The organism is Telluria sp. LT2P80 (assembly GCF_059685955.1).
Genome location: NZ_JCASIO010000006.1, coordinates 279,465 through 304,920 on the forward strand (window position 1 = coordinate 279,465; position 25,456 = coordinate 304,920).

At 64.5% G+C, this 25,456-nt stretch carries 21 protein-coding genes; 8 read left to right on the forward strand and 13 right to left on the reverse strand.

Features of this window, described 5'->3' with window-relative positions:
* Nucleotides 1–143: 143 nt before the first annotated feature.
* From AC56LW_RS17110 to AC56LW_RS17120, 3 genes are read right to left on the reverse strand one after another with little or no spacing between them, the layout of a single operon-like run.
* On the reverse strand, nt 144–1,079 hold the full coding sequence (locus AC56LW_RS17110) for a transglutaminase family protein (protein WP_332530490.1): 936 nt from the start codon (nt 1,077–1,079) through the stop codon (nt 144–146).
* Nucleotides 1,076–3,649 (reverse strand): circularly permuted type 2 ATP-grasp protein, encoded by a 2,574-nt coding sequence (locus tag AC56LW_RS17115; RefSeq protein WP_499636291.1) that lies wholly within the window; start codon nt 3,647–3,649, stop codon nt 1,076–1,078. The genes AC56LW_RS17110 and AC56LW_RS17115 overlap by 4 nt, the downstream gene beginning before the upstream one ends.
* 36 nt (nt 3,650–3,685) lie before the next feature.
* Nucleotides 3,686–7,021 carry a transglutaminase family protein gene (locus AC56LW_RS17120; RefSeq protein WP_499636293.1) on the reverse strand — a complete coding sequence of 1,112 codons (3,336 nt, stop codon included), beginning with the start codon at nt 7,019–7,021 and terminating at the stop codon, nt 3,686–3,688.
* 201 nt (nt 7,022–7,222) lie between these two features.
* Between AC56LW_RS17120 and AC56LW_RS17125 the strand changes: the two genes are divergently transcribed.
* The 3 genes from AC56LW_RS17125 (at nt 7,223) to AC56LW_RS17135 (ending at nt 10,599) form a co-directional block, all read left to right on the forward strand.
* Complete coding sequence (locus tag AC56LW_RS17125; protein ID WP_499636379.1) at nt 7,223–8,635, forward strand: circularly permuted type 2 ATP-grasp protein; 1,413 nt, start codon at nt 7,223–7,225, stop codon at nt 8,633–8,635.
* A gap of 1 nt (nt 8,636) precedes the next feature.
* Nucleotides 8,637–9,707, forward strand: a complete 1,071-nt coding sequence (locus tag AC56LW_RS17130; protein WP_499636295.1) for an alpha-E domain-containing protein — start codon at nt 8,637–8,639, stop codon at nt 9,705–9,707.
* A gap of 94 nt (nt 9,708–9,801) precedes the next feature.
* Nucleotides 9,802–10,599 (forward strand): transglutaminase domain-containing protein, encoded by a 798-nt coding sequence (locus AC56LW_RS17135; RefSeq protein ID WP_332530485.1) that lies wholly within the window; start codon nt 9,802–9,804, stop codon nt 10,597–10,599.
* 134 nt (nt 10,600–10,733) lie between these two features.
* Here the strand turns inward: AC56LW_RS17135 and AC56LW_RS17140 are convergent, their stop codons facing one another.
* The gene (locus tag AC56LW_RS17140) at nt 10,734–11,897 is read right to left on the reverse strand and encodes a zinc-binding metallopeptidase family protein (RefSeq protein WP_499636297.1); all 1,164 of its coding nucleotides are present in this window, start codon (nt 11,895–11,897) and stop codon (nt 10,734–10,736) included.
* Between the two features lie 250 nt (nt 11,898–12,147).
* Entirely contained in the window at nt 12,148–12,933 is a 786-nt protein-coding gene (gene aqpZ / locus AC56LW_RS17145; protein ID WP_499636299.1) for an aquaporin Z, read from the reverse strand.
* A 323-nt stretch (nt 12,934–13,256) separates the two neighbouring features.
* Here aqpZ and AC56LW_RS17150 point away from each other — a divergent pair, with 323 nt between their 5' ends.
* A complete protein-coding gene (locus tag AC56LW_RS17150) occupies nt 13,257–14,825 on the forward strand; it encodes a PKD domain-containing protein (RefSeq protein ID WP_499636301.1) in 1,569 nt (522 codons plus the stop codon).
* On the opposite strand, the gene AC56LW_RS17155 is transcribed toward AC56LW_RS17150, so the two are convergent.
* The gene (locus AC56LW_RS17155) at nt 14,758–14,925 is read right to left on the reverse strand and encodes a DUF2256 domain-containing protein (protein ID WP_499636303.1); all 168 of its coding nucleotides are present in this window, start codon (nt 14,923–14,925) and stop codon (nt 14,758–14,760) included. The two genes, AC56LW_RS17150 and AC56LW_RS17155, sit on opposite strands and share 68 nt — an antisense overlap.
* Nucleotides 14,926–15,075: 150 nt before the next feature.
* On the opposite strand from AC56LW_RS17155, the gene AC56LW_RS17160 reads away from it, so the two are divergent.
* From AC56LW_RS17160 to AC56LW_RS17170, 3 genes are read left to right on the forward strand one after another with little or no spacing between them, the layout of a single operon-like run.
* Nucleotides 15,076–16,239, forward strand: a complete 1,164-nt coding sequence (locus AC56LW_RS17160) for a toxic anion resistance protein (RefSeq protein ID WP_499636305.1) — start codon at nt 15,076–15,078, stop codon at nt 16,237–16,239.
* A 37-nt stretch (nt 16,240–16,276) separates the two neighbouring features.
* Nucleotides 16,277–16,864, forward strand: a complete 588-nt coding sequence (locus AC56LW_RS17165) for a TerD family protein (RefSeq protein WP_258837359.1) — start codon at nt 16,277–16,279, stop codon at nt 16,862–16,864.
* A gap of 37 nt (nt 16,865–16,901) precedes the next feature.
* Nucleotides 16,902–17,777: a hypothetical protein gene (locus tag AC56LW_RS17170; RefSeq protein ID WP_499636307.1), complete on the forward strand. Its 876-nt coding sequence runs from the start codon at nt 16,902–16,904 to the stop codon at nt 17,775–17,777.
* Between the two features lie 7 nt (nt 17,778–17,784).
* On the opposite strand, the gene AC56LW_RS17175 is transcribed toward AC56LW_RS17170, so the two are convergent.
* A complete protein-coding gene (locus AC56LW_RS17175) occupies nt 17,785–19,566 on the reverse strand; it encodes a DUF885 domain-containing protein (protein WP_332530478.1) in 1,782 nt (593 codons plus the stop codon).
* A gap of 175 nt (nt 19,567–19,741) precedes the next feature.
* Here AC56LW_RS17175 and AC56LW_RS17180 point away from each other — a divergent pair, with 175 nt between their 5' ends.
* Nucleotides 19,742–20,437 (forward strand): SDR family NAD(P)-dependent oxidoreductase, encoded by a 696-nt coding sequence (locus AC56LW_RS17180; RefSeq protein WP_499636381.1) that lies wholly within the window; start codon nt 19,742–19,744, stop codon nt 20,435–20,437.
* A 6-nt stretch (nt 20,438–20,443) separates the two neighbouring features.
* On the opposite strand, the gene AC56LW_RS17185 is transcribed toward AC56LW_RS17180, so the two are convergent.
* From AC56LW_RS17185 to msrA, 6 genes are all read right to left on the reverse strand, one after another.
* A complete protein-coding gene (locus AC56LW_RS17185) occupies nt 20,444–21,016 on the reverse strand; it encodes a histidine phosphatase family protein (protein ID WP_499636309.1) in 573 nt (190 codons plus the stop codon).
* Between the two features lie 61 nt (nt 21,017–21,077).
* Nucleotides 21,078–21,620 (reverse strand): hypothetical protein, encoded by a 543-nt coding sequence (locus AC56LW_RS17190; RefSeq protein ID WP_332530476.1) that lies wholly within the window; start codon nt 21,618–21,620, stop codon nt 21,078–21,080.
* A 121-nt stretch (nt 21,621–21,741) separates the two neighbouring features.
* Nucleotides 21,742–22,185, reverse strand: coding sequence for an FxsA family protein (locus AC56LW_RS17195; RefSeq protein WP_499636311.1), 444 nt, complete (start codon nt 22,183–22,185; stop codon nt 21,742–21,744).
* Nucleotides 22,186–22,327: 142 nt separating this feature from the next.
* Nucleotides 22,328–23,578, reverse strand: coding sequence for a DUF819 family protein (locus AC56LW_RS17200; RefSeq protein ID WP_332530474.1), 1,251 nt, complete (start codon nt 23,576–23,578; stop codon nt 22,328–22,330).
* Nucleotides 23,579–23,820: 242 nt separating this feature from the next.
* On the reverse strand, nt 23,821–24,777 hold the full coding sequence (locus AC56LW_RS17205; protein ID WP_499636313.1) for a fasciclin domain-containing protein: 957 nt from the start codon (nt 24,775–24,777) through the stop codon (nt 23,821–23,823).
* 118 nt (nt 24,778–24,895) lie between these two features.
* Nucleotides 24,896–25,411, reverse strand: a complete 516-nt coding sequence (msrA, locus tag AC56LW_RS17210) for a peptide-methionine (S)-S-oxide reductase MsrA (RefSeq protein WP_499636315.1) — start codon at nt 25,409–25,411, stop codon at nt 24,896–24,898.
* Nucleotides 25,412–25,456: the final 45 nt, after the last annotated feature.

A 25,456-nucleotide genomic window follows, 5' to 3' on the forward strand; every position in this document is an offset into this window, starting at 1 on the left:
GTCTGACATTCAGACACGAGCTCGACAAAAATCTATCTATAAAATCCCAGGCGAAGACATCAAGGAAGAGTCCGTGTCCAAATGTCAGACCTGACCCCGGCTGTGCTGGTTTGACCCCGGCTGTGCTGGTTGTGATCCTGGCGTCATGCCGCGCCGGGCAGCGGCAGCGGCGTCACTGTCACCTGCACGTCGAGCTCCTGTTTGCCGCCACCCAGCACGATGCCGCGCATCGGCGTCACGTCGCTGAAGTCGCGGCCCCAGCCTAGCGTGATGTGCTCATGCTGCACGAGACAGCGGTTGGTCGGATCGAAATCGACCCAGCCCAGCGCCGGGCAGAACACCGAGACCCACGCGTGCGAGGCATCGGCCCCGATCAGGCGCGGCTTGCCTTCCGGCGGGTGCGTCAGGATGTAGCCGCTGACATAGCGCGCCGGCAGGCCGATGCTGCGCAGGCAGCCGATCATCAGCTGCGCGAAATCCTGGCACACGCCGCGCCGGCCGCGCAGCACCTGGTCGAGCGGCGTCGAGATGTCGGTGGCCTTGCTGTCGAATTCGAAGTCGTCGAAGATCCGGTGCGTCAGGTCGAGCGCCGCGTCGAGCTGCGGGCGGCCCGGGACGTAGCTCTCGCGCGCATAGGCTTCCAGTTCCGGGAACAGCGCGACATGGGGCGACGCATACAGGTAGCGGCAGGCTTCCAGCGTGGCTGCGCTTTTTTCCTTGTCCATCATGTCGCGCACGGATTCCCACGACAACGTGCCGGCGATCTGCGCCAGCGTGTAGCGCGGGCGCAGCGAGACCGTCGATTCGGCGTGCACCAGCAGGCTGTCATGCGGCACGGTCAGCGCCACGTGGCGCGTGATGTTGCCGAAGTAATCGACGCCCTCGTTGCTGTCGTTGATCACCGGGTCGAGCCAGATCAGGTGCGACTCGGTCTGCTGGCACGAGAACGAGCGCGGCGTCAGGTGCAGGTATTGCTGCGACAGCGTCACCATGCTGTTGTACTTGTAGCGCGTCTCGTGCACCACGCGATAGCGCGCAATCACATCGGCGCCCACGGCGCCCGGCAGCAAATCGGTCATGAGGTACGGTTCCTTTGCCGGCCGTTGGCGGTATAGCTGAAAAACTGGACGCCGATCTGTTCGGACAAGGCCGCGCTGGCCTGCCCGATACGGCTGAGCAGGTCGCTGAGCAGCGCGTTGCCATGCTTCAGGTCGACGCCCGGGTCGAGCGCGGTCAGTTCGGCCTTCAGTGGTGCCAACAGGTCCAGGCCCCCGGCGCCCTGGGCCTGCGTGACCTTGCCCAGCGTGCCGATGATGCCGTTCAACTGGAACACGATCGAGCGCGGGTTGGTTTCGTCCAGCAGCAGCAGGTCGAGCACCGGCAGCCACTCGGGCTGGGCGCGGTAGCGGGCGCGGTAGGTGATGATGCTGTCGGACAGTTCGAGCACCCAGTCGAGATTGCCGTTTTCATCCATCGCCAGTGCGCGCTGCAGCACGACCGCCTGGAACTGCAGGCGCTCCAGGCGCCGGCCGATCGACATGAAGCGCCAGCCGAGGTCGCGCACCATGCCGTCGAGGGCAAAGCCGGCCAGCGTCATCAATGCCGCAGCGGCATCGTCGAGAATCGTCATCACGCCCGACTGCGACGGCCGCTCGCCAGGCGGTGCGACCGGCTGCACCATGCGGTTCAGGGCGCGCCAGTTGTCGACCGAGAAGCGCTCGTGCAGCTGGCCGGCGATCCGGTGCAACTGCTGCTGCTGGCGCGCCAGGCCCGGAACGGCGGGCGACACCACCGCCAGCAGCAGCGCCGATTCGATCTCGGCATCGGTGAAGATCGGGGCCGGCAGGGCGCTGGCGGTGCCCGGCAACGTGCTTGATCCCGTAACGGCGGGCGCCGCCGGCTTGCGCTGCGGATCCAGCAAACCGAACCAGATGCACAGCGCCTCGACGGTCGGCCATTCGGCGCCGCGCTGGTCGAAGCGCACATTGAACAGGATATTGAGCGCGACCCGCAGCAGGCGGCAGATATTGTCGCTGCGCTCGGCATGGCGCCCGAACCACAGCAGGTTTTCGGCCACGCGGCTCGACAGATTGCTGTCTTCGCGCACCAGGTCTTCGCCCGTGATGCTGCTTTTTTGCAGGCGGTGCGTGTCGACGCGGGCGCGCGCCTGGACCCAGGTGTCCTTGCTGGCGCCGCCCATCTGCATCGTCAGCACGCGCGCGTCGGGCCCGGTGGCCACGCGGGTCAGGCCGCCCGGCATCACGACATAGCCATTCGGCGTGGCGCAGGCAAACACGCGCAGACCCACCGCACGCGCCTGCAGGCCGGGCGCGCGGCCATCCTTCCACACCGGTGCCTGCGACAGGCGCACCAGTTCCTGCGCGATGTAATGGTTGGGATTGGCGCGCAGATTGGCAATGAACGCTGCGCGCGCCTCGCCGTCGAGATCCTGGCCGAACACGGCCGGCTGGAAAGGCATCGCGCCACTCGGTTTGATCACCAGGCGATCGAGTCTGGTGATCACGGTTTCGAGCGCGGCCGGTTCACCGCACCACCAGGTGGCCACCGAGGGCATCTTGAGCGGCTCGCCCAGCAGGCGCTTGGACAGCGCCGGCAGGAAGCCGAGCAGGGCGCCCGACTCGAGCAGGCTCGAACCGAGGCTGTTGGCCACCACCACATTGCCGCGCATGGCGGCCTGGGTCAGGCCGGCCACGCCGAGCAGCGAGTTTTGCAGCTCGAGCGGATCGCACGATTCGTCGTCGACCCGGCGCATGATCACGTGCACGCGGTGCAGTCCGGCCAGGGTCTTGATGAAGACGACGCCGTCGCGTACCGTCAGGTCGCCGCCTTCGACCAGCGTCAGGCCCAGATAGCGCGCCAGATAGGCCTGCTCGTAATAGCTTTCGCTGCGCGGGCCCGGCGTGAGCAGCACGATCAGCGGCATTTCGCCTTCGCGCAGCGGCGCCGGCTTGTCGCCATGGGCCGCACACAGCCGGCCCCAGTGCACCAGGCTGTCGTGCATCGTGCGGAAGAACGGCGACACGGGCTGCACCTTCAGTTCGCGCAGCAGGTCGGGGAAGGTAGGAGCGATGATCGACCGGTTTTCGAGTGCGTAGCCGGCGCCCGACGGCGCCTGCGTGCGGTCGGCCATCACCCACCAGCGGCCGTCGGGCGCGCGCGCCAGGTCGACCGCATAGAAATGCAGGGCCACGTCGTCATGGTGGCGCATGCCGTGGCACGGGCGCAGAAAGCCCGCGTGGCCATGGATCAGCGCCGATGGCAGCAAGCCTTCGCGCAGCATCGCCTGCTCGCCATACACGTCACCCAGGATCTTGTTGAGCAGGGTGGCGCGCTGGATCACGGCCGCTTCGATGCCGCTCCATTCCTCGTGCGGCAGGATCAGGGGCAGCACGTTCAGGTCCCACTGGCGCGGCCTGGTGCCGGCGTCGGCCAGCACGTTGTAGCTGACGCCGTTTTCACGCACCTGGCGCTGCACCATCTCCAGACGCTGGCGCATCATGTCCGGTGCTTCATGCTCCAGGTTGGCAAGCATCGCACGCCAGTGCGCGCGCGGCGCCTTGTCGGCGCCCAGCATTTCATCGAAACCATCCGGCGCGGCCAGATAGTGGGCAAGCAGTTGATTGGGCATTGGCGTGCAGCTTTACGGTTGAAACGAATGCCAGCGTTACATCGGCTGCCAGCGCAAATCGAGGGTCATCGGGAAGCTCGGATTGAGGTCTTCCTTGTACACCGTGAACGGGCCCGGCGTGTGACCGTGTGGCCAGAAACGGGCAAAGCGGCGTGCCTCGGCAGCATTGGCATTGACCGGCGAGCCGGTTTCGCTGCGCCCGCCCGGGTGCACGACGTGGTAGGTGCAGCCGCCGATCGAGCGCCCGCTCCAGGTGTCGACCAAGTCGAACACGAGCGGCGCCTGGACCCGGATGCTCGGATGCAGCGCCGACCACGGGCTCCAGGCGCGGAAGCGCACGCCGGCCACGTATTCGCCCGGCACACCGGTCGGATGCAGCGGCAGCATGCGGCCATTGCAGGCCACCACGTGGCGCCCGTCGGTCAGGCCGCGCACCAGCAGCTGCATGCGCTCGACCGACGAATCGACGTAGCGCGCGGTGCCGCCGGCACTGACTTCTTCGCCCAGCACGTTCCACGGCTCGATCGCCTGGCGCAGTTCCATCTCGACGCCTTCGTAGACGACGGTGCCAAAGCGCGGGAAGCGGAATTCGATGAACGGCTCGAACCAGTGGTCCTCGAACGCATAGCCGGCTGCGCGCAGGTCTTTCGCCACGTCGCGGATATCCTGCGCGACGAAATGCGGCAGCATCCAGCGGTCGTGCAGCGCCGTGCCCCAGTGTACGAGCTTGGCCTGCAGCGGCTGGCGCCAGAAGCGCGCGACCAGGGCGCGCAGCAGCAGCATTTGCAAGAGGCTCATGCGCTCGTGCGGCGGCATCTCGAAGGCGCGGAATTCGACCAGACCCAGGCGGCCGGTCGGGCCGTCCGGCGAGTACAGCTTGTCGATCGAGAACTCCGAACGGTGCGTGTTACCCGTCAGGTCGACCAGCATATTGCGCAGCAGGCGGTCGACCATCCACGGCTTGTCGCCCGGGTGCATGGTCGGCAGCACTTTGTCCATTTGCTGGAAGGCGATCGCCAGTTCGTACAGGTTGTCGTCGCGCGCTTCATCCACGCGCGGCGCCTGGCTGGTCGGGCCGATGAAGGTGCCCGAGAACAGATACGAGAGGGCGGGGTGGATCTGCCAGTACGTGATCAGGCTTTTCAGCAGATCCGGCCGGCGCAGCATCGGGCTGTCTTCGACCGTGGCGCCGCCCAGCGTCGCGTGGTTGCCGCCGCCCGTGCCGGTATGGCGGCCGTCGAGCATGAATTTCTCGGTGCCCAGGCGCGTCAGGCGCGCTTCCTGGTACAGCGTCGTCATGTTGTGGACCAGCTCATGCCAGCTTGCCGCTGGATGAATATTGACCTCGATGACACCCGGGTCGGGCGTGACGCTGAGCAGCTTGATGCGCGGGTCGCGCGGCGGTGCGTAACCCTCGATGCGCAGCTTCATCTTCAGCTTGGCGGCCGTGTTCTCGACCGCCGTGACGAGCGCCAGGTAATCCTCGATGCGCTTTTGCGGTGGCATGAAGATGTACAGGCGGCCCGCACGCACTTCGAGGCACAGCGCGGTGTGGATGACTTCGTGCGCTTCCGGGTCAGTTGCGACAGGCGCCGTCTTGTTCGACGATTTGCCGGGCGCCACGCTCAGGACCGGGCGCCGGTCTTTCTTGCCAACGGGGAGCGGGCCGAGCGGCGCGAACGGGTCGACATCGAAATCGGGATCGCGCTCTTCGGGCAGCACCCACGGCAGCGTGGCCAGCGGCAGGCGCAGGCCGATCGGTGAATCGCCCTCGATCAGATACAGGTTTTCGCGCTTGAGCGGCCACGGCGACGTGCGCCAGCTGGTGCCGAGCATGACCGACGGATCGTGTTCGCGCGCTTTCAGTGGCAGCACGTAGCCGGCCACCTGGCCCAGGCCCCGTTCGAGCAGGCGCGCCAGGCGGCGGCGCTCTTCCGGGGCTTTCAGGTCGGCGTCCAGCGGATCGAGATTGCGCGGCAGCGCCTGCTCGCGCTGCGCTTGCAGCAGCACGTCTTCGTAGGCGGGGATGGCGCTGCCGGCCGGCAGGCCGAGCGATTTGACCAGCTCCGCAGCAAAGCGGCCAGCGTCCTCGCTGCCGTAGCCATCGTCGATGTGCTCGTCCGAGAACAGCGACGGATCGAACCACATCGGCTGGCCGTCGACGCGCCAGAAGATGTTCAGCGCCCAGCGCGGCAGCGGCTCGCCCGGATACCACTTGCCCTGGCCATAATGGATCATGCCGCCCGGTGCAAAATGGTTTTTCAGGCGGTGCATCAGGTTGCCCGCCAGCTCGCGCTTCTTGTCGCCATGCGCCAGCGTGTTCCATTCGGCGCCGTCCATATCGTCGATCGAAACAAAAGTGGGCTCGCCGCCCTGTGTCAGGCGCACGTCCTGGTTCACCAGGTCAGAATCGACCTGCTGGCCCAGGCGGTTGATCTTGTCCCAGTCGTGTTCCGTGTACGGCTTGGTCACGCGCGGGTCTTCGTGGATGCGCGTGATCGTCATTTCGTGGACGAACGTAACCTCGGCCTTATCCGTAAAGCCCGTGACCGGTGCGGCCGACGACGGCATCGCCGTGCAGGCCAGCGGAATATGGCCTTCGCTGGCCAGCATGCCCGAGGTCGGGTCGAGGCCGATCCAGCCGGCCCCCGGCACATACACCTCGGTCCAGGCGTGCAGGTCGGTGAAGTCGACGGTGGTGCCGCTCGGGCCATCGAGCGCTTCCTGATCGGCGGTGAGCTGGATCAGGTAGCCGGACACGAAACGCGCCGCCAGGCCCATCTCGCGCAGGATCTGCACCAGCAGCCAGCCGGTATCGCGGCACGAGCCGGAGCGTAGCTGCAACGTGTCTTCCGGCTCCTGCACGCCCGGCTCCATCCGCAGCAGGTACGCGATATCGCGCTGAAGGCGCTGGTTGATGGCCACCAGGAAGTCGTTCGTGCCCATCGGCTGGGCCAGCAGTTCGCGCCGCGCGCTGGCAACCCACTCGGTCAGCAGCGGGCCAGGCTCTTGCGACCTGGTGTACGGGCTCAGTTCGGATTGCAGCAGGTCCGGGTAGGCGAACGGGAAGGTCTCGGCGTATTTTTCGACGAAGAAGTCGAACGGGTTAATCACCGTCATGTCCGCAACGAGGTCGACCGTGAACTCGAGCACATCGGTTTGTTCCGGGAATACAAAACGGCCGATGTAATTGCCGTACGGGTCTTGCTGCCAATTGATGAAATGCTCTTTCGGCAGGACGGTCAGTGAATACGACAGGATCGGTGTACGCGCATGTGGCGCCGGACGCAGGCGCACTTCATGCGGTGACAGATTGACCAGGCGGTCGTAACGGTAGCTGGTCTTGTGATGAAGCGCAACGCGGATAGCCATGCGGTGGTGCCTTTCGATTGGGGCGCGATCGATGCCGGCGCTCTGAATTTGGTCGTATTAATTTGCGCACAACTGAGCAGGGGGCTGAGTAAGCGCAAGATAGGAGCATTTAAGCATGATTCATACCTGCGTTCGTTTGACTTGCGAGTCGGACGGGTAGCTGGCACGTTTCTTGTTAGTATTCTGGCACAGGAGGCAATGATGTCGAACTTTTACGATGAAATGTATTCCGATGAGGCAACTGTGCGGCCTCATTACCAGGCATTCGCGGATTGGCTCGGCCAGCAACCCCCGCATCTGATCGAGCAGAAGCGGGCGGAAGCCGAGCTGAACTTCCAACGCGTTGGGATCACGTTTGCTGTGTACGGCGACAACGCCGGCAAGGAACGGCTGATCCCATTCGACATCATTCCGCGCGTGATCAACGCCGCCGAGTGGGCCAAGCTGCAGGCCGGCCTGGTGCAGCGCGTGACTGCGCTGAACCGCTTCCTGCACGATGTGTACCACGACCAGAACATCCTGAAGGCGGGCGTCATTCCCGCCGAACAGATCCTGAATAACGCGCAGTACCGGCCGGCCATGCAGGGCGTCAAGGTGCCCTTGGACATCTACGCCCACATTGCCGGTGTCGACATCGTGCGCGCCGGCGAAGGCGAGTTCTACGTCCTTGAAGATAATCTGCGCGTGCCGTCGGGCGTGTCGTACATGCTGGAAAACCGCAAGATGATGATGCGGCTGTTCCCGGCGCTGTTCGCCCGCAACCGCGTGGCGCCGGTCGACCATTATCCCGACCTGCTGCTCGACAATCTGCGCACCGTGGCGCCGCATGGCGGCGACGATCCGACCGTGGTCGTGCTCACGCCCGGCATGCACAATTCGGCCTACTTCGAGCACGCGTTCCTGGCCCAGCAAATGGGCGTGGCGCTGGTGCAGGGGCAAGACCTGTATGTCAGCAACGACACCGTCTACATGCGCACGACGCGCGGCCCGAAACAGGTCGACGTCATCTACCGCCGCATCGACGACGATTACCTCGATCCGCGCGCGTTCCGCCCCGAATCCACGCTGGGCGTGCCGGGCCTGCTCGACGCCGTGCGCGCCGGCCGCGTCGGCCTGGCCAATGCCATCGGTACCGGCGTGGCCGACGACAAGTCGATCTACCCGTTCGTGCCGGACATGATCGAGTTCTATCTCGGCGAAAAGCCGATTCTGAACAACGTGCCGACCTACCAATGCCGCAAAAAAGAACACCTGGACTACACGCTGGCGAACTTGCCGCAACTGGTGGTCAAGGAAGTGCATGGCGCCGGCGGCTACGGAATGCTGGTCGGACCGGCCTCGACAACGGCCGAGATCGAAGATTTCCGCCGCCGCGTGCTGGCCAATCCGGACGGCTACATCGCCCAGCCGACGCTGGCGCTGTCGGCGTGCCCGACCTATGTCGAATCGGGCATCGCGCCGCGCCATATCGATCTGCGCCCGTTCGTGTTGTCGGGCAAGACCGTGTCGATGGTGCCGGGCGGGTTGACCCGCGTGGCGTTGCAAGAAGGCTCCCTGGTGGTCAATTCGTCGCAGGGCGGCGGCACCAAGGACACCTGGATACTGGAGAACTAGCATGTTGAGCCGCACCGCAGATCATTTGTTCTGGATGGCCCGCTACACCGAGCGGGCCGAAAACACGGCGCGCATGCTCGACGTGCGCGTCCAGTATTCTCTGATGCCGCAATCGGTCCAGGCCGAGCAGCAGGGCTGGCGCACGATGCTGAGCGTGTCCGAACTCGAAGCCCAGTTCGACGCCAAGTACGACGCACTGACGCAGAAGAACGTGCTCGACTTCATGGTGCGCGACCCGGACAACCCGTCGTCGATCGCCAGCTGCCTGCGCGCCGCGCGCGAGAATGCCCGCGCCGTGCGCGGCACCTTGACCACCGAAGTCTGGGAAACCGAGAACACCACCTGGCTCGTGCTGCAAAAGCACCTGAGCGAGCGCATGTTCGAACGCGATCCCGGCCAGTTCCTGGAATGGGTCAAGTACCGCTCGCACCTGTCGCGCGGCGTCACGCTGGGCACGATGTTCCAGGATGAAGCGTTCAACTTCATCCGCCTGGGCACCTTTCTGGAACGGGCCGACAACACGGCGCGGATCCTCGACGTGAAGTTCAGGTTTCTGGCATCGGACACGATCCAGGAAGGCGCGCAGGGCGAATACTATTACCTGGCGGCGCTGCTGCGCTCGGTATCTGCGTTCGAAACATATCGCAAGGTGTACCGTCACGCGATCACGCCGACGCGCGTGGCCGAACTGTTGATCTTGCAAGGCAAGATGCCGCGCTCGCTGGTGGCCTGCATGGCCGCCGTCGTGGCCGTGCTGCAGGACGTGCGCAACGAGCTGTCGCACGACACCGAGCGGCTGGCGGAAAAGCTGCATGCGTCGCTCAAGTCGGCCGAGATCAACGAAATCCTCGATGAAGGCCTGCACGAGTTTTTGACCAAGTTCCTGGCCTGCATTGGCGAGCTGGGTAACGGCATTGGACGTGAGTTCCTGCTGCCAGTGGCGCCGGAGTTGCCGGAGGTTGTACCGGTGCCTGTGCCGGTGCCGACCCAGTCGCAGACGCAGTCGCAAACGTCGTCGCAAACATCGTCGCAGACCTCGTCGCAGACGCAGACCCAGTCGCAGACGCGTTGAACAACTCGCGCACCAAACAATGGCGCGGCGCACCGTCATGGCCAGCCTGCGTCATGATGGTGCGCTCACTTTAACGAAGGAAGGCGGGCCAGCAATGTGGTTGCGAACCGGGTGCAAGCTCAGTTTCACCGTCGAATACCCCACGCCATTCATCCTGATGCTGCGTCCGCGCAGCGGTGCGCAGCAATGGGTGGCGCGCGAATCCTATACGCTCACCCCGAGCGTGCAAGTGCTTGAATATACGGATGCTTATGGCAACCTGTGCCAGCGGCTGACGGCGCCGCCCGGCGAATTTTCGATCCAGACCTCGGCCGACGTGCTGACCGACCAGGTCATCAATGTCGCGCCAGGTGCGCCGTTCGACGAGGTGCCAACCTTGCCGGTGGACGTGCTGCTCTATCTGCTACCGAGCCGCTATTGCGAATCCGACCGGTTTGCCGAGATGGCCAGCGCGATCGTGGCCGGCGTCGCGCCAGGCTACGACCAGGTGGCCTGCATTAGCGACTGGATCCGGCGCGAGGTGCGCTTCAATCCGGCGTCGAATCACACCCAGATGGCGGCAACCGAGGTCAATGAATACCGCGAAGGCGTGTGCCGCGACCTGGCGCATCTGGGCATTGCGCTGTGCCGCGCGCTGAGCATTCCGGCGCGGATCGTGGCCGGTTACCTGCATGGCCTGGTGCCGATGGACCTGCATGCGTGGTTCGAGGCGTATGTGGGCGGGCGCTGGTACACGTTCGATGCGAGCCAGGATGGGCCGCGCGGCGGCCGCGTGACGATAGGGTATGGGCGCGATGCAGCCGATGTGGCGATCTTCACGCAGTTCGGGCCGGCGCTGGCGCTGCATGAGATGCAGGTGACGGTGGCGTTGCTGGAGGGCGCGCCGGGTTGACACCTGCTGCTGTCTTGTCATCCCGGCCGTAGGGTGGACGGCTATGCCGTCCACGCGTTCAAGGTACCGTGATTTTGTGGCGCGCCAAGGATTGTTGAACGCGTGGACGGGAAACCCGTCCACGCTACTCAAGCTCAGACGGCAGCTGGTGCCGGTGCTGCAGGTGCTGCCGGTGCTGCCGGTGCCGGTGCTGGCGCAGGCGCCGGTGCTTGCGCAGCCTGCGCAGCCAGCGACGGCTTACCCATCTGATCACGCACGACCTTGTGCACGAATTCCAGCTTTTCCAGTACGGGCGTGCTCAGCTTGAACGGATACGAATCCGGCATGCCGATGCTGCGGTTCAGGCTATTGAGCACGTAGGTCAGCGCGAACCAGTCGCTCAGCGTTTCTTCAAACGCGCCGGATTTCGTTGGCAGCGTGATCTTGTCCAGTTCCGGCTCATCGGCCTTGGCCGGCTTGAGCGACAGGCCGCACGAGTGAGCGGTTTCCAGCGTATCGATCATGTGCAGGTAGTGGGCCCAGGTTTCAGCCCAGTCTTCCCACGGGTGCGATGCGGCGTAGCTGCTGACAAAGCGCTCTTCCCAGTCGGCGACCGGACCGTTCTCGTAGTGCCGCTTGAGTGCGTCGCCATAATCCTGGCGCTCGTCGCCGAACAGGGCGCGGTAGCTGTCGATCCATGGTGTATCAGCAACCAGGCGGTCGAAATAATAGTGGCCGCTTTCGTGACGGAAGTGACCCAGCAGCGTGCGGTAACGTTCGTGCATCTGTTCGCGCGTGCGCTCGCGCTCGGCCGGATCGGCTTCGGCGATGTTCAGCGTGATCAGGCCATTGTCGTGGCCGGTCATCACGCACTGGTCGGTCACGCCATCTTCGAGGAACTGGAAGGCCAGGCCGGTATCCGGCTGGATTTCTTTCGAGGCAGGAGTCAGGTTCAGCTGCGCCAGCGAGAACAGCAGGCGACGCTTGGCGGTTTCGAGGCGCGACCACAGGACGCGGTTCTTCTCCGACGTCAGCGCCGGGATCACCACTGTCAGCTGGCATGATTCGCACAACTCATGCGGATCGTCGGCCGGCAGCATCCAGTTGCACACATTGTGCTGCACATAATTGCTGCACTGCTTGTAGAGCTTGCCTTCATCCTTGCGGTTCAGGCTACGCCACAGGCCGTCTTCAGCCTGCTCGAAGCTGTTGATGGAGCGCTGGGAAGGCTGGTAGCCCAGGGTGCTTTCGCAATTGAAGCAGAGGGTGTTTTCGAAGAAGATCTGATGCGAACATTTGTCGCAGTGAAAGGTTTTCATAGCAGCACTGATAGAAGGGTTGGGAGTGAAGGTGTATTAACAATCTAACAGTAAATGCGATGTGGGTTTAATCATGTAAGACAATGCCTCATATCGTGTGCGCCCCCTGCGACGCGCGCCTGCTACGCCCCTGGCGCGCGCACCAATTACATTAAAAATGTGCAGAAAAAACAACAAATCACGCCGTCGAAAGACGGCGCGGTTCGTCGGCCCGGCGTTCCGCCGCGCCGGTCGATCAGGTACCCGGACGTCAATGCTGGGCTTGCTCGCGGCCGACGCCGCTGCCCCGTACCTGCCGCTGGCGCCGCTCCACATGGCCGTAGGCGGGCGCGTCGACCGGTTCCGACACCGGCGCCTGCGCGCCAATGACACGGTAGAGCGCGGCGCCAAGTAATGCGCCGGCGATGGGCGCGATCCAGAACAGCCATAGCTGACCCACGGCCCAGTCGCCGGCAAACACGGCAACGGCCGTGCTGCGCGCAGGATTGACGGACGTGTTGGTCACAGGGATGCTGATCAGGTGAATCAGGGTCAGCGCGAAACCGATTGCCACTGGCGCAAATCCTTTGGGAGCTCGCTGGTCGGTCACTCCCAGGATAATCAGCAGGAAAAACGTGGTCATGACCACTTCGCTCAGCAGCCCTGCCAGCAGCGAATAACCGCCTGGTGAATGATCGCCGTAGCCATTGGCAGCAAAGCCATTGGCGCTGTCAAAGCCAGGGGCGCCGCTGGCAATCGCATACAGCACGCCGCCGGCGAGGATGCCGCCGGCGACCTGCGCCACGATATAAGGAAACAGCTCTTGCGCGGGAAAGCGGCCCCCGGCCCAGAGGCCGATCGAGACCGCCGGATTCAGGTGACAACCCGAGATGTGGCCGATCGCGTATGCCATCGTGAGCACGGACAAGCCAAAGGCGAGCGCGACGCCGTGCAGACCGATGCCCAGCTCGGGAAATGCGGCAGCCAGCACCGCGCTGCCGCACCCGCCCATCACCAGCCAGAATGTGCCGAGAAACTCGGCGCCGTAGATTTTCATCGTGGTCTCCTTCAGATCACTATTGCAATGTGAAACAGCAGCGGACACCAGCGGATACCAGTGGAGAAGGTGGTGGCAGTAGCGACGGCCGCAGGTGTTGGTAGGACTCCCTGCGCCGCGGGAGGTTCCACAGACTGTGCACCTCGTGTCTGGAGAAAATTGACCGCCCCCGCGGACATTGGCGCCGCACAAACCAGCGCGAAATTCCGGTGCGCGCCGTACCGTGCGTGCGCGGCGCCGTGCATGATTGCCGCGCTGCCCGCTATCGCCGATGGTGCCGGGTCTCGACCGATTGGCGCTGCTTAACATTGACTGGAGAAATCATGCATTGGATTTGGGGGAAGGTGGTGTCGGTTGCCAGCGCCATGCGGTGGCTGGCGTGCATGTGCTTGGGGGCAGGGCCGCTGGTCCTCGCGGCGGCAAGTCCCGCGCTGGCGCAGCTGGCGCCAGCGTCGATCCATGCCGATGGCAGCGAGGGCGTATCGCCAGCCGCCTACCGCGTGATCAACCTTGGCACGGGCGCGATCGCGACCTACCCACGCATCAATGCGTCAGGGCAGGTCGCGTTCTCGCTGATCCATGCCGATCGCACGGGTGGCTACTTTTACGATGGCAAGATCGTACGAGAGATGGGTTCGCTGGGCGGCCGCACCGTGTATGTGAACGACCTGAACGATGCCGGGCAGGTGGCCGGCACTTCGCTCAATGACGCTGGCGTCGAGAATGCGTTCGTCTGGAGCGTGCGCGGCGGCATGCTCGACCTGCGCGCCGCGCCATCCCGTGGTCGTTCATATGGATGGGCCATCAACAGCCACGGCGTCGTCACCGGCGCGATGGGCGATGCGGCGCATCCGTTTCGCTGGAGCGTTGCCAGCGGCGTCGAAGACCTGGGCATCACGCCCGGCATTCCGGCGCCTGCGTCCGGCCGTGTGATCAACGATGCCGGCCTGGTCGCCGGCGTGACGACGATCGACGACGAATTCACGCGCACCTTCGTCTGGACACGTTCGGATGGGCTCATCGACATCGACACGCTGGGCAGCGTCGAATCGTCGCCGGTGGCCGTCGGGGCCGGGGGCGAGGTGGCGGGCAACCGGTTCGCGTCGTTCGACGATGGCGGCGCGCGGCCGTTCCTCTGGACGCGCGCCACCGGCATGGTCGACCTTGGCACTGGCCGCGGTTCCTCCGCATCGGTCATTACGATGACGCCCGGCCTGCACATCGCCGGGAGCATCGGGTATCCGGATGGGCATCAAAGGGCGATGTCGTGGACGCGCCAGCGCGGGATGCGCGAACTTGGCACGCTGGGCGGGCGCACATCCGCCGCGCGCGACGTCAATGCCCGGGGCCAGATCGTCGGTTTTGCCGAGGACCGGCTTGGTGCCATGCGCGCCTTCGTCTGGAGCGCCGCAGGCGGCATGCTCGACCTGAACCGGGCGCTGCGCCATGCACCGCCGGGTCTCGTACTGGACCAGGCGCTGGCGATCAATGACAGCGGCGCGATCGTCGCGGGCTCGAATGCGGGGCTGGTGCTGCTGAGTCCAGAGCGGGGTTGCAAGTGCGGGCACACGCTGGGGCCGCTGATCCTGCCTGCGCAGGCCCCAGCGGGCGTACCGTTGCAGGCGTCGGTCAGCTTCGTCGATGGCGACCGAACGGGCACGCGCAGCGTCGAGTGGGCGTGGGGTGATGGCAGTAGCGGGGCGGCGCGCAAGATCGTGGAGGAGGACGGCGTCGGCAGCGCGAGCGCCAGTCACAGCTTTTCAACGCCCGGCGTGTATGCGGTAACGGCGACGGTGGTGGCGCGCGACGGGCGCAGGACGGCCGTCAGTCAGAATGTGGTGGTGACCAGCCCGGCGGCGCCGCACGACGGCACCGTTCCGAGCAATATTTGACCTGTTCCCAGTCGCGCTCCCATTTCTTGCGCCAGGCAAACGGCAGTGCGCAGTGGGCGCAGATCTTGGTGGGCAGCTCGGATTTCTTGCGCATCTTCATGGAGGGATTGTAGCGGTTGCGGGCCCGCGCCGACGCATGGCATCCGTATCGTGACGACGGCGTCAGGCGCAGTCGTCAGGTGACACTCGCTCAGCCGGTTTGACCGGTGGTAAGCTATCAATATCGTTACCTTACACCTGAAGGATTGCCATGAAGCCGCTGTTCTCCGCCGAAGAAGAAGCGAACGCAGCATCCGCAGCGCCGGCCGCACTGCCAACTGCAGTGCCAACCGCAGTGCCGGCAACACCGTCGCTGCCGCCCTTGTTCAGTCCTGCCGGCACCGACGCGCTGCCGGCATTGCGGCCCGAGGCAAGCGCGGCGCCGCTGGTGCGTGTCGACATCTCCGGCATTGACGACAAGGCCATCGAGGCCCTGGGCGGCGCCACCGGTGCGAGCGTGGCCAAGGTGTCGGCCAAGCTGCTGGGCACCGTGCGTGCATCCGACGCCGATGTCTTCGGCGCACAGCTGAACGAACTGATTGCCACCGCCAAGGGCCTCGACCCGGCCAAGCTGCGCTCGGGTGGCCTGATGGCGCGCGTGACGGGCATGTTTGGCTCGGTCAAGGAAAAGATGCTGTCGCAGTACCAGGTGGTCGAATCGCGCATGGACACCTTGGTGACCGAAATGACGCGCCATGCCAACGTGCACCGCGGCCGCATCAGCGATTTCGACGAGATGTACAAGGGCCTGGAAATCTATTACCAGGGCCTGGACGCCGACGTCAAAAAGGGCGAGGCATGGGCCGCCAAACTGCAGCAGGCTGTCGCCCAGCAGGCGACGCCGGCCAATGCCTTCGAGGCGCAGCAGGCGACCGAGCTGCGGCGGCGTCTTGAGCGGCTCGAAAAGCGCATCGACGACCTGCGCCGCGCCATGCTGATGGCCACGCAGATGGTGCCGCAAATCCGGCTGTCGCAAGACAATGCGCGCGCGCTGACCGACACCTTCACCGATATCGTCAACGTGTCGATCCCGGCCTGGCGCAACGTGTTCTCGCTGTACCTGCTGCAGCTCGAAGCCAAGCAGAGCGCGGCCGTGGCCAATGCTGCCTACGACGCGACCGACGCCGCCTTCCGCACCCAGGCCGACATGCTGCTGGAAAACACCGAGACCGTGGCCCGCGTCAAGCAGCGCTCGATCGTCAGCCTGGAAACCGCCCAGCACGTGCAGACGCAGCTGATGACCGCGTTCGACAAGCTCGAGCAAATCTCGAACGAAGGCCAGCAGCGCCGCAAGGACGAGCTGCCGAAGCTGCAGGAACTCGAGCGCGAACTGATCACGCGCTTCTCGTCGGCGTCAACGCCCGGCGCGCAGTAATCACGACCTGACCCATCACATTCATAAAGGAATATCCATGTCGACCACGCTCGAAACCGGCCACCGCATCAACCTCGAAAAGACGGCGCCGGGCCTGAAGCGCGTTCGTATCGGCCTGGGCTGGAAGGTCAATGCGGCCGAAGGCCAGGCGTTCGACCTCGATTCATCCGTCTTCCTGTGCAAGAAGGACGCGGACGACCACCCGGTCATGATCAGCAACGCCCACTTCGTCTATTACAACCACACCACGTCGCCCGATGGCGCTGTGGTGCACTCGGGCGACAACCGCACGGGCGACAAGGATGGCGACGACGAAGTCATCATCGTCGACCTGGCCAAGGTCGAAGCGGCCGTGGTGGAAATGCCGATTGTCGTCACGATCCACGACGCCGAGGTGCGCAAGCAGAATTTCGGCCGCGTCAGTGGCGCCTACGTGAAGGTGTACAACGACGACACGGGCGAGACGATCGCGCAGTACGACCTGAACGAAGACTACTCGGACAAGACTGCGCTGCAATTCGGCTCGCTGTACCGCCGGGATGGCGAATGGCGCTTCCAGGCGGTCGGCGCCGGTTTCAAGCTCAATCTGGCGACGTTCATCCGCAAGCTGGGTGGCACGGTCTGAGGCCGATCTCGCGCGTTTTATCGCTCACCGTTCGCTGATGCCCAAGCCATTTGATTTCGGTGAGGCGGCCGGGGCGCCTCCCGATCCGGTCGAGGCGCCGGCTACGCCGCGCGCGCTCGATTTCGGCGACACGCAGACCGATTCGGCGCCGCTCACGCGCAACAGCCCGCCCAGGCCGCTGTCATTCGACGACCTGCCAGCCGTGCCGGCCGTGGCGGGCACGACCGCGAAAGCTGCGCCCAGGGCGCTGTTCGACAGCGAAGATCATCCGGCGGTGCGCGACGCGCTGGCCATTGCCAGAGGCGATTACCCGGTCTTGTTTGCGCATGCAGAACAACGCTTTGCCGCCTTGTTCCGCCGCATTCTGCCGGTCAGGCTGTCTCTGGTGACGGAATGGGGCGAGGCGCCGCTGATGGAGCAGGCTGCGCTGCTGCGGCCCGTGACCGAGCTGGTGCTGTCGTTCACGCAGATGGCGGTGCCGGCGTTGCTCGATGCGGCGCTCGAGACCACCCGCGCGCCAGCGGGCATGTTCGGCAAGCTGTTTCGCCGCGCGACGTCACCTGTTGAATTCAAGCCGGCCTTGACGTCTGCTCGCGCGCAACTGGTGCAGCTCATCGCCGACAGCGATGTCGCCACGCGCAATCTGGAAGCGTCCGCACAGAACCTGAGCCTGCATTCAGCAGCGCTGGCGGTGGTCTCGACACTGGCCGGCGACTCGGCCGATGTCGCCTTGCTCGACGCGCTCGTGCAGCGCCGTACGCTGCTCCAGCAGGCGGTACGCCAAGCCGAGCTGTCGATTCTGCAGATGGGGCAAGTCCGGCAGCAGGCTGCCGAACTCATCGGGCAGGTGTCGTCATTCCTGACGGTCACCTTGCCCGCGATCGAGATGGCGCAGGCGCAGGGCGGTAACTAGCTGCGGTTCAGCTTTTCTTCTGCGCCGCGATCCAGCGATCGGTCGCCGCTTCCAGCACGTCGAGCGGCACCGCACCGTGCGACAGCACTTCGTTGTGGAAGGCGCGCAGGTCGAAGTCCTTGCCCAGCGTCTTTTCAGCACGCGCGCGCAGTTCGCGCAGCTTGAGTTCACCGATCTTGTAGCTGAGCGCCTGGCCTGGCACCGCGATATAGCGCTCGACTTCCTGCACCGCCGTCACTTCGTTCTGCGGCACGTTGTCCATGAAGTAGGCGATGGCCTGTTCGCGCGTCCAGCCCTTCTCGTGGATGCCGGTGTCGACCACCAGGCGCACGCCGCGCCAGATCTCGGCCGTCAGGCGCCCGATCCACTGCCACGGGTCGTCGTACATGCCGATTTCCTGGCCCAGCATTTCGCTGTACAGGCCCCAGCCTTCCGAAAATGCGGTGCTGCCGCCGAAGCGGCGGAAGGCCGGTAGGCCGGTCGTTTCCTGCGCCAGGCTGCGCTCGAAGTGGTGGCCGGGAATCGCCTCGTGCAGGAAGAACGCATTGGTGGTGAAGCGCGTGCGCGTCTCGGGCTTGTAGGCGTTGTAATAGAAGATGCCGGGCCGCTTGCCGTCGACCGAACCGCGCTGGTACGACGCTGGCGCCGCGCTCACTTCGCGGAACGCTTCGACCGGGCGGATTTCAAACGGCGCCTTCGGCACGTTCGCGAACAGCTGGCCCACCTTGGCCTCGACCTGTGGCCGCACGCCTTCATAGGCGGCCTGGATTTCTTCGCGCGAGGTGAAGCGCAGCTCGGGCGCATTGTTCAGGTGGTCGAAAAATTGCCTGAGCGTGCCCTTGAAGCCCACGCGCACCTTGGCCTCTTCGAACTGGGCGCGGATGCGCGCCACTTCCGACAAGCCGATGTCGTGGATCTGGGCCGGCGTCAGGTCGGTCGTGGTCGACTGGCGCGCGCGGAACGCATACCATTCCTTGCCACCGGGCAGGGCGCCAATGCCGGCCGTGGTGCGGCCGGCCGGCAGGTAGGTGTCGCGCATGAACGCGAGCAGCTTGCGGTTGGCGGGCGCGAGCTGCTCGCGCACCAGCTTGCCGTACGCGTCGGTCAGGCGCGCCTTGTCGGCGGCGCTGAACGAGGCCGGGAACTTCTTCACCGGACCCATATAGGTGCTGGTCGCCAGGTCGTCGCTGCCGACACTCTCGAGCTGCGGCAGTACGCGGCTGATCAGGGCCTTCGGCATCACGATGCCCTGCTTGATCCCGAGGCGCATGTCGTCAATCACGTTGTCGACCGCCGGAGCATAGCCGGCGGCGCGCGCCAGCCAGTTGTCGTAATCCTGGACGGTCTGGAACGGCTGCGTCGAGGCGCCGGAACCCAGTTGGGCCATCATCAGGTGCAGGCCCGAGAACTGGTCCACCGGCACCAGGTCGGACGGAAAACGCAGGCCGTCGAGCACCTGCTGCAGGCGGTAGCGCAGCAGGTCATAGCTGATGCGGTCTTCCGCCGGCAGTGGCGCCGGATCGAACTTGGCGCTGGCGGCGAGATATTTTTCCGACAGTGCGCGGCTTTGCTTGCGCTCCTCGGCCGACGAAACGGGGCCGAAGCGATCGTTGTAGCGCGCGTCGCCGTTGAAGGTCGCGGCGATCGGATTTTCGCGCAGATAGTCTTCCCAATAAGCGGCGTACAGCTGGTTCATTTTTTCCGGCGTGGCCGGCGTTTTGACCTGGGCCATGGCGGGGAGGGCGGCGCACAGCAGGGTGCACAGGAGCAGGGGAAGCGAGCGGGTCATGGGGTCTCGTGGTGGTCGGGGCGATGCAAGAATAACATGGGGCTGCCGGGGAATGATCGCCCAGCAGCGCGGGTCGGTCCGCGTATTGACCCGTCGTTATCGTCGCATGGCGGTGATCCCACGACCTGCCTTCGGTACACTCGATGCATGTAAAACGGGGGAGCGCGACATCATGATGAACAGTTTGCCGGACCAATTTCATGCGCTAGTTATCGGTGCCTCGGGGACGATCGGCGCGGCCTTTGTCGATCTGCTGGAACAGTCGCCGCGCTGCGCCTCGGTGCGGGGGCTGCACCGCCAGTCGGCGCCCGCGATCGATTTCGCGGACGAGGCCAGTGTTGCCGACGCGGCGCAGGCGCTTGCCAGCGGGCCGCGCTACCACCTGATCGTGAATGCGACCGGTGTGTTGCACGACGGCGCAACGATGCCCGAGAAGCGCCTGGCCGATCTGAACTACCCGCAGATGCAGGCAACCTTCATGGCGAACACCTTCGGTCCTGCGCTGGTCATGCGCCATTTCGCGCCATTGCTGGCAGGCGAGCGCGCCATCATGGCCATGTTGTCGGCCAAGGTGGGCAGCATCGGCGATAACCGCCTGGGTGGCTGGTACAGCTACCGCGCCTCGAAGGCGGCCCTGAACATGCTGGTGAAAACCGCGGCGATCGAAGTTGCGCGTACGCAGAAGAACAGTGTGCTGGTCGCCCTGCATCCGGGGACCGTGAATTCACGGCTGTCAAAACCGTTTCGGGGCGAAATCATCGGGCGACCGGCCCAGGCCGCTGCCACCGACATGCTGCAGGTACTCGATACGCTGACGCCTGCCGACAGCGGTTCGTTCAGATCGTACAACGGCGCCGAATTGCCCTGGTAGGGCCGGTCAGCCCGTCAGCTGCGCCACCGGCACTGTCATTTCGATGCGCAACGCGCCATCGGGACCGCGGGTGGCGATGACGATGTCGCCCTGTTCGACGTACTTTCCGACCAGCGCGCGAATGTTCACGTCATGGGTCACCAGCACCAGGTTGCCGGGCTCCTTGTATCCCGCCAGATAGACGCGCAGCTGTGCCAGCTTGCGGTCACGCGCCGCGTCGTCATCCTGGAACATCGAATCGACCATCTCGCTGGGTTCGACCCGGCCGAACGCAAGCCGGGCGGTGTCTACGCAGCGGCACCAGCGGCTCGACAGCACCGGGCCAAGCGGCACCCCATGCTTGCGCAAGGCCGCTCCGATCCTGGTGGCATCCGCACGACCCGCCTGCGACAGGTTGCGCTGGGTGCTGCACACGCCGGGCTTGAAACCGGGCGGATCGCCGATGCCCAGTACCGTCGCGGCATGGCGCATCAGGATGACGTAGCCGCCGCGCTGGAGCAGCGGCCATGGTGATGGGGCGGCCCCGGCAACGGGCGCTGCGCATGCCGTCAGTGCGGCGAGAAAGTGGCGTCGGTCCATGCGGGCTCCTGGTGGCGGGGCTGCTTGAATGATCAGATGGTGCGCATCACGCTGTTAAAAATCACTTTCCTGGCGCATCCAGGAAGAAGATGGCATAGACCTTGGCGCCGGATTTCTCGGTCGGCTTGTCGATCTGGATCTGCGCGCAATCCTGCGCCACCAGGCTGCGCCAGTTGACGACGCCTGCATTGGCAAATACCGAATTGACCTTGCACGCCAGACTCATGTCGAGCGCCAGGCGGGCATTGCGCTGCTCTGTTTTTGCGTAGTTGACGCCGCGGATCTCGATGCCGAAGGCGCTCATCCATGGTTCCCACAAGCCCAGTTCCACACCCTGCGCCATGCGGCCCAACATGGTCTCCAGCGACAAGCCTTTCTTGACGACGGCGCGCAGCAATGCCAGTGACGGTGCTTCGCGAATGTCGGTGCTGTGCTTGCCTGCGCCGCTGTCGCCGATGGCCTTCAGCTCCTTCGAAAAGGCGGCGTCGCGCTCGGTGTAGTCGCGCATGCGCTGGTAAAACTCGACGTCCAGGAAGGGATTTTCGGCCCGGCCTGCGGGCGTCTCGGCTGGCTGGCGGGCGGAAGGCTGTTTTTTATTGGTCATGGCATTGGCTTCGGAGTATGAGGGCGCAGCATACCACTGTGGGCCATACGGGTTGCATGCAACAGGGATGCGGCTGCACCTTCTGAATGCGTTGTCGCCCGTTGCCGGCGAAGCGCAGCCCTTACTCTTTGCGTTCCTTGAATTCACCCTCGATCACCATGTCGTCGTTGCGCTCAGGCGGGCGCCGGCCAGGCATGAACTTGAAGAACGACGAAGACACCCGATCGAACAGGGTTTTGCGCAACCAGGGGAAGGCAACAAGAAACGTCGTTACAAACCCGGTGAACAGGGCTGGCACGTACTCGCCTTGCCACACGAAGTGCAGCAGGCAGAGTGCGACCAGGGTCACCATGAGCGGGCGACGGACTGGCTTGGGCAGCAGGCCAACAAGGCGCAGCTTGCCCTGGCTAACCGAAGGAAACCTGGCAAACAGAATACCAAGCAGCAAGCCGGCCACGAACCGGCCCGTGCCGAGATACTCGGCCATGACCCCGATCACGAGGTAGCCGGTATAGGTGATCGTGCCAGCCAATACTGCCAGCAGCGCCACCACGAGGGCAAGCACCAGTTTTGGCTTGCCGATGGCCAGTTTGACGAGAAAGCCGAGGATTTGAGTACTCCTGCAAATAAATAGGGAAAGATTGTCGCAAATTCTAACAGCACGCTGATGAGGTCATCCTTAAGCCGCGCGCGCCAGCGGCCCGTATTTACCCGCCAGCAATCGCGCGCAGGGAAATCCCCGTGATGTAGGCGCCATAGGTGCCCAGGGCATAGCCCAGCACGGCGAGCAACACGCCGACCGGGGCGAGCGCCGGGTGGAAGGCACTGGCAACCACCGGCGCCGATGCTGCCGCGCCAATATTGGCTTGCGAGCCGACCGCCATCATGAAGAGCGGCGCACGGATCAGTTTGGCCATCAGGATCATCAAGCCGCCGTGGAACGCGATCCAGATCAGGCCCAGCAGGAACAGCCAGGGGCGATCGACCAGGGCGCTCAGGTCCATCTGCATGCCGATCGTGGCCACCAGCACGTACAGCATCACTGACCCGATGCGCGACGCGCCGGCGCCTTCGAACGTGCGGGCCTTGGTAAAGCTGAGCAGCAGGCCAATGGTGGTGGCGATCACGACGATCCAGAAGAAGCCTGATGTCAGGCTGTAATCCTGCAGGCGCCACTCGGCCGGCAGGGACGTGATCCACCCGACCAGCAGCTCCGACAGGAAATGGGACAGGCCGGTTGCGCCCAGACCAATGGCAAGGATCACCATGATGTCGGCCAGGGTCGGGATCCGTGCGTGCTGCGCCTGATATTGCTCGATGCTGTCACGCAAGCGGTTCAGCGCCGTGAGGTCGGCACCCGTCCAGCGATCGAATACCTGGGCCCGGCTGGCAAGGAACAGCAACACGGCCGTCCACAAATTACCGACCAGCACATCGACAGCGACGAACTGGCCGAACATCGTGGCATCGACGTTGAAGACCTCGCGCATGGCAGCCTGGTTGGCGCCGCCGCCAATCCAGGAGCCCGCCACCGTGGTCATGCCGCGCCAGGTGTCGCCGGCCACCGTCTCGGGATGGATCACGCGCATGGCCTCGAACGAGACGAGCGCACCGAGCATGACGCCAACCGTGCCGGTCAGGAACATGATGATCGCTTTGGGGCCGAGTCGTACGATGGCCTTGAAGTCGATTGCCACACACAACAACACGAGAGAACTGGGCAGCAGGTAGTCGCGCGCCATCGGGTAGAGGCTTGAGGCCGCGCCGTCGATGACGCCAAGCGTGTTCAGCAGCGACGGCAGCAGGTAGCACAGCAGCAGGGCGGGTACATAGCTGTAGAACTTTTTCCAGAAGCCGTCCGGGCGCGCTGCGGTCCAGAGGACGGTACCGAGTATGGCAGCAAGCATGCCGAAGACGACGGCATCGTTGGTAATCATGGCAGCAGAAACAGGCGGCATGCGCGCTCCAGGTTATTCGCGTCAGGGACCAATGACGGGCATGCAGCGTGCATCGCATTGGTCGAAGAGCAACGAGTATCGCCGGGCGCAAGGGTGTCGTCAACGTCATGGACGCTGGCAGCCGGCAGCGTCAGTAGAACAGCGTCAGTACAGCAGCGTCAGTCGAGGCGCGCAGGCTGGCGCGTTTTGCCTGGCTGGCGAGCGCCCTGGCCTGGATGAGATTCCAAGGCGCTGTCGTGGATCTATTTGGGAATCAATACCTTTCCGATGACATGAATGACCCCATTGCTGGCGCGTACATCCGTCGCCAGGATGCTGGCCGGAACGGCCGTGGTGTCGGTGATCGTCAGATTGCGGTTGATCGTAATGGTCTGGGCCGCGACCGTTGACCCATCGAGGGCTGTCGTCGCCAGCGTGGCCACCGGCGTGCCAAACGGTATGGCAGTAGACAGAACCTGTGCCGGCAGCACGTGATAGGTCAGGACCGACGTCAACTGTGACCTTGTCAGACCCGTCGGCGCCGAGGCGAATGCGGCGTTGTTGGGTGCGAAGACGGTAAATGGACCGCTGCCACTGAGGGCAGGCGCCAGGCCGGTTGCCACGACTGCGCCGACGAGCGCGCTGAAAGACGCCGGATTGGCCTGCGCCATCTGCACGACATTGAGCACGCCGGGTGGTATCAACACCTTGTCGATCCCATGGATGATGCCATTGTCGGCATACACATTGGCCGTCGTTACACTGGCCCTGGCCAGCACGGCGTCGCTGAACGCGACGCCGGAAGAGGTGTTGAGTGCGAGCCGGGCAGCTGTGCCGTCAAAAACGTAGGCTGTCGGCAGGGCGGCGCCGGCGGTGCCCAGCGCCGCTGAGGACCTGGCGCCGGGGAGTACGTGGTAGCGCAGTATCTTGGCCAGATCGGCCGCTGGCAGTGCTGCCACCATGGCGCCGGCATTGGTGAAGCCGAGTTGTGTCGCCAGTGCGCCGAAGGCCGCGTCGGTGGGCGCCAGCACCGTCAGGTCGGCATTGGCAGCAGTCAGGGTACTGGCAATGCCTGCCTTGTCGACTGCCGCCAGCAATGCCGTAAAACCGTTCCTTTGGGCGACCTCGGCTACATTGCCGAGATCGTCGTCACTGCTTCCACACGACGACAGAAGAATCGCCAGACTCAACGCACCAAGCCACTTCAAGACAGATCTCATGGTTGCACCTCCGGGATGAACGTCTTTTTTGGACTGATGTTCATCCGTCGGAGTTCCGCTTCAGCGTGCAACCGATGGTCGGGATCAACCGGATACGATTAACCCGACCGTGCCGGGCTTACGTCGATTCCGGGCGCGAGGGCAGCTTCCAGTCCGGACGGATGAAGTGGCAGGTGTAGCCGTTCGGAATGCGTTCCAGATAATCCTGGTGTTCCGGTTCGGCTTCCCAGAAAGGCCCTGCTGCAGCGATCTCGGTGACGGCCTTGCCAGGCCAGAGGCCGGATGCGTCGACGTCGGCAATGGTCTGCTCGGCCATCTGCTTTTGCGCGTCGTCGAGATAATAGATGGCGGAGCGATAGCTCATGCCCCGGTCATTGCCCTGGCGGTTCGGGGTGGTCGGATCGTGAATCTGGAAGAAGAATTCGAGAATCCGGCGATAGCTGATCCTGGCGGGATCGAACACCAGTTCGAGCGCTTCAGCATGCGTGCCATGGTTGCGGTACGTAGCGTTGGGCACATCGCCGCCGGTATAGCCGACGCGCGTGGCCAGCACGCCAGGCATGCGGCGCAGCAGGTCTTCCATGCCCCAGAAGCAGCCTCCGGCCAGGATTGCGGTTTCAGTTTGTTGTGTCATTGATGTCCTTTGCTTGGATAAACAGGTGGGCTGAACGTGCGTGCC